We start from the raw sequence: 4,773 nt of genomic DNA, 5'->3' as shown, positions 1-4,773 counted from the left end.
ACTCACGGGCACGCCGGTCCCGCTCACGATGCTCGGCAGCGCGCGACCGGACCGGGCGGCCTCGTCCTGGGCGGCGACCGCGGCCGACGCCCCCTCGAGGTCGAGCTGATCGGTGTGCACCCAGTCGATCGGGCGCCGTGAGGCCCAGGTCAGTTCGGCGGCGACGTGTTCGAGCTCGAGCAGGAACCCGATGGCGGATGTCCCGCCGCCGACGACGACGACCCTCCGGCCGGCGAAATCCTCGGCCGCCCGGTAGCCCGAGGTGTGCAGCTGCTGTCCGGCGAAACTCGCTGCTCCCGGATAGTGCGGCACGAACGGGGCGCCCCAGGTTCCTGAGGCGTTGACGAGCAGGCGGGCGGTCGTCTCGTGGTCGCCGAACCCAGGCGACGCGCTTCGGATCACGAGGTCGGCACTGCGATTGAACACGGCGGTGACAGTGACGGGTCGAACGACCCTGAGGTCGAAGTGCTCCTCGTACCTGCGGTAGTACTCGGTGACGACGTCCCTGGCGGGGCGGTCACGGTCAGCCGTCGCAAAGCTCAGGCCGAGTTCGCTCATGCCGGGCAGGTCGTTCACCCGGTGCGCCGACCCGAGACGGAGTCCCGCCCAGCGGTGCTGCCACGCGCCGCCCGCGTCCGGGCCGCGGTCGAAGAGCACGAAGTCGCGCCCCGGGATCAGCTCGAATTTGCGCAGGTAGTAGGCGACCGCGAGGCCGGCTTGCCCCGCTCCGACGATGACGACGGGAACGCTCGCGTCACTCGACATCGCGTCCCCCCTCTTCACCAGCGTACGTCCGGCGTAAGATCACTGTGTGCGCCGCGGTTCGCCCTCCGAGCCACAAGCGGGCCTTCAGGCCCACCATGCTAAACTAGCGCCTAGTTTTCACCATTCCGTTCGGCAACTCCCGGGTGACTCATTCCTCACCTGGCCTGGCATCGTTAGGGGGTCTCGCATGGGGCGCGGCCGTCAAAAAGCAAAGCACACCAAGGTCGCCCGTGAGCTGAAGTATTTCAGCCCGGACACCAACTACAACGCGCTCGAACGCGAGCTCACGGGGCATCCCGTGGACGACGAGCGTCTCGACGAGGATCTGGCCAAGTGGCCGGAGTACGAGCCGGGTACCTCCGAGGAACCCGACCGATACGTCGACACCTACGCGACCGAAGACGAGCAGAAGCGCGCCTGACCGCCGTTCCCTGTACCGGGCGCCACTCTCGGCGCCCGTTTTGTCTGTGCAGGCATCCGCACCGCGCTGACCGCGCGGTACCCAGCGAGTTGGCAGCATTCGCTCATAGGCGCTGCGCGAAAGTGACCTTTCCGGTCGAGATTTCCCGGTCTACCGGTCGCTCTCGACCGGAAAGGTAACCCTCGGCACCGGCGGATGCCGCGGCGGATGCCGCGGCGCGGGCGCGTCAGGCCGCGTAGCCGCCGACCAGGCGCACAGCGCCGCCGTTGACGCCCTTGGCACCCTGCACGAAGCCGGTGAGGTCGTGCGGGGCCGTGGACACGCGTCCGGCGACCCAGGCCGGGATGCCGTCGGCCGCGAGGCTCGCGATGACCGAGGACGCGGCATCCGCTGCGACGACGGCGAACATGCCGACGCCGAGGTTCCAGGTGCCTTCAGAACTCTCCAGGGTGCTGCCCGCGAAGGCGCTCAGCACCCGGAACACGGGGGCGGGCGACCAGGTCGACCTGTCCACTTCGACCCACGCGCCGATCGGGAGGACCCTGGCGAGGTTCGCGGCGATGCCGCCGCCCGTGACGTGGCTGAGCGAGTGCACCGCGCCGGCGAGTTCGGGGTCGGCGAGCACGCTCAGCAGCGGTCCGGTGTAGAGCCGGGTCGGCTCGAGGAGTACTTCGCCGACGACCCCGCCGAGTTCGTCGGACGTGTCGGTGTAGCCGATGCCCCGTTCGGCGAGGATGTGCCGGACGAGCGAGAAGCCGTTGGAGTGCAGGCCGGAGGAGGCGAGCGCGACGACGACGTCACCCGCGCGAACGCGCTCGGCGCCGAGCACCTGGTCGCCCTCGACGACCCCGGTGGCCGCTCCCGCGACGTCGTAGTCGTCGGGGCCGAGGAGCCCCGGGTGCTCCGCGGTTTCTCCGCCGATGAGGGCGGTGCCGGTCTCGGCGCAGGCGCGGGCGATGCCGCCGACGATCTCGGCGATGCGCTCGGGCACGACCCGGCCGCAGGCGATGTAGTCGGTCATGAAGAGCGGGCGGGCGCCGACCACGACGATGTCGTCGACGACCATGCCGACGAGGTCCTGGCCGATGGTGTCGTGCTTGTCGATGGCCTGGGCGATCGCGACCTTGGTGCCGACGCCGTCGGTCGAGGTCGCGAGCAACGGGCGCTTGTACGCGGTGAGGAACGAGGCGTCGTAGAGCCCGGCGAAACCGCCGAAACCGCCGAGCACCTCTGCGCCGTGGGTGCGCGAGACGGCCGCCTTCATCAACGAGACGGCGAGGTCACCCGCCTCGGTGTCGACTCCGGCTGCCGCGTACGATGCGTTGCTCATTCTTGTCTTCCTGGATCGCCGATCATGAACTGTCCCTGGGTGCCGCGCACGGGGGTTCGCGTGCTCGCCCGCATCGAAGCCGGGTCGAGGAGCGGTTCGTATTCCGCGTCGGGGCCCGGGTCGCATCCGTCTGATGTGCGGGAGGCCTCTGCTGCGGCGACGGATGCGTCGCTCGCGACGACCGGCGAGCCTGCGGACGCCGTCGACCGCGTCGAATCGGTCGACCCGACCGGGGCGGTGCGCTCGAGCAGGTTCTTGCCGAGGTGCAGGGCGTCGGGCAGCGGGATCGGGTAGACGCCCGTGAAGCACGCGGTGCAGAGCCGCTCGCGCGGCTGCTCGGTCGCGGCGATCATGCCCTCAGGCGAGAGGTAGCCGAGGGAGTCGGCGCCGATGGCCTGGCGCACCTCGTCGACACCGAGGCCGGTCGCGATGAGTTCGGCCCGGGAGGCGAAGTCGATGCCGTAGAAGCACGGCCAGGTGATCGGCGGGCTCGAGATGCGCACGTGCACCTCGGCGGCGCCGGCCTCGCGGAGCATGCTGACCAGGGCGCGCTGGGTGTTGCCGCGCACGATCGAGTCGTCGACGACGATGAGGCGCTTGCCCTTGATCACGGCCTTGAGCGGGTTGAGCTTGAGCTTGATGCCACGCTGGCGGATCGTCTCTGACGGCTGGATGAACGTACGGCCGACGTAGGAGTTCTTGACGAGGCCCTGGCCGAACGGGATCCCGGATGCCTGGGCGTAGCCGATCGCGGCCGGGGTGCCGGACTCGGGGGTCGGGATCACAAGGTCGGCCTCGACGGGGTACTCGGCGGCGAGGCGGCGGCCCATCTCGACCCTGGCCTCGTGCACGCCGCGGCCGGCGATCGTGGTGTCCGGCCTGGCGAGGTAGACGTACTCGAAGACGCAGCCGGCGGGCTTGGACTCGGCGAACCGCTGCGAGCGGAGGCCGTTCTCGTCGATCGTGATGAGCTCGCCGGGTTCGACCTCGCGGACGAAGCTCGCCCCGACGATGTCGAGGGCAGCGGTCTCTGAGGCGACGACCCAGCCGCGCTCGAGCCGGCCGAGGACGAGCGGGCGCACGCCCTGGGGGTCGCGGGCGGCGTAGAGGGTGGTTTCGTCCATGAAGACGAGGCAGTAGGCGCCTCGCAGGCGCGGGAGCACCTCGAGCGCGGTGGCCTCGAGGGTGTGGTCGAGGTCCCCGGTGAAGAGGGCGGTGATGACGGCGGTGTCCGTGGTGTTGCCGCGGGCGAGTTCGCCCTCGACCTTCGGGTAGCGCTCGTGCACGAGCTGGAGCAGCTCGGCCGTGTTGGTCAGGTTGCCGTTGTGGCCGAGGGCGACGGTTCCGCTCGAGGTGCGGCCGAGGGTCGGCTGGGCGTTCTGCCAGCTCGAGGATCCCGTTGTCGAATAGCGGGTGTGCCCGACCGCGATGTGACCGATGAGGGTGCTCAGCGCCGCCTCGTTGAAGACCTGGGCGACGAGGCCCATGTCCTTGTAGATCAGGATCTTGCTGCCGTCGCTCGTCGCGATTCCGGCCGATTCCTGGCCGCGGTGCTGCAGGGCGTACAGCCCGAAGTAGCTGAGCTTGGCCACCTCTTCACCGGGAGCCCACACGCCGAAGACGCCACAGGCATCCTGTGGCCCCTTCTCGCCCTGCAAGAGATCGTGACCGAGAAGTCCGTCGCCACCAGCCAAATCGATGCCTCTTAACTATCTTTACAGCGTATTAGCGCTGGATGTTGGGGGGTCGTCTGCCTCGGAGGGAGCGTTCGTCTCGCTCACGCCGTAGACGCCCAGTCTATCGACGACGATCGTCTGGACCGAGCGAACGGTGAATCGGTCGATCACGATCGCCACGAGCGCACCGAGCGCGAGGCCTACGACGACCCCGACGAGGAGGAGGAATCCGAAGACCTGGAGGAGTCCGAATTCGGCCGTCTGGGGGAAGCCGACGGTGAGGATCAGCGCGGTGACCGCCCCGAGGACGGCGCCGACGATCATGAAGTTGAGGTAGCGCGGGGAGCGACGTACGGTCGCCGCGGCCTGGCCGACGAGGACTTCGGGGACGGCCGCGCCCGGGGCGGGCTGCACGGGGGCGATGTCGTTCCCTGGCTGCTCGGTTGCGCTCATGGGGACATTCTCGCACGCGCGCCCCGGGAGTGCGCCGGGAGCCGGCACGGGGCGGGACGTGGCGCGGGTGCGACACTGGACGGGTGAACAGGATTGCGGTGCTCGGAAGCGCGAACATGGACCTCGTC

At 69.6% G+C, this 4,773-nt stretch carries 5 protein-coding genes; 1 reads left to right on the top strand and 4 read right to left on the bottom strand.

Annotated features, from left to right (window positions below; all coding sequences use genetic code 11):
- Window positions 1–765, bottom strand: a 765-nt coding sequence (locus tag QN345_RS15660) for an FAD-dependent oxidoreductase (RefSeq protein ID WP_323508841.1), incomplete at its 3' end; no start/stop codon positions are given.
- A 187-nt stretch (window positions 766–952) separates the two neighbouring features.
- On the opposite strand from QN345_RS15660, the gene QN345_RS15655 reads away from it, so the two are divergent.
- The gene (locus QN345_RS15655; protein WP_134446236.1) at window positions 953–1,186 is read left to right on the top strand and encodes a DUF3073 domain-containing protein; all 234 of its coding nucleotides are present in this window, start codon (window positions 953–955) and stop codon (window positions 1,184–1,186) included.
- A gap of 226 nt (window positions 1,187–1,412) precedes the next feature.
- Here the strand turns inward: QN345_RS15655 and purM are convergent, their stop codons facing one another.
- From purM to QN345_RS15640, 3 genes are read right to left on the bottom strand one after another with little or no spacing between them, the layout of a single operon-like run.
- Window positions 1,413–2,516: a phosphoribosylformylglycinamidine cyclo-ligase gene (gene purM, locus QN345_RS15650; RefSeq protein WP_134446235.1), complete on the bottom strand. Its 1,104-nt coding sequence runs from the start codon at window positions 2,514–2,516 to the stop codon at window positions 1,413–1,415.
- Window positions 2,513–4,210 carry an amidophosphoribosyltransferase gene (gene purF / locus QN345_RS15645; protein WP_241975368.1) on the bottom strand — a complete coding sequence of 566 codons (1,698 nt, stop codon included), beginning with the start codon at window positions 4,208–4,210 and terminating at the stop codon, window positions 2,513–2,515. Before purF ends, purM begins: the two co-directional genes overlap by 4 nt.
- Window positions 4,211–4,231: 21 nt before the next feature.
- Complete coding sequence (locus QN345_RS15640; RefSeq protein ID WP_174774615.1) at window positions 4,232–4,645, bottom strand: hypothetical protein; 414 nt, start codon at window positions 4,643–4,645, stop codon at window positions 4,232–4,234.
- Between the last annotated feature and the right edge of the window lie 128 nt (window positions 4,646–4,773).

The sequence above is a fragment of the Cryobacterium sp. 10I1 genome (assembly GCF_035019805.1).
Taxonomy (GTDB): domain Bacteria; phylum Actinomycetota; class Actinomycetes; order Actinomycetales; family Microbacteriaceae; genus Cryobacterium; species Cryobacterium glucosi.
This window is presented reverse-complemented; position numbering and strand designations above follow the sequence as displayed.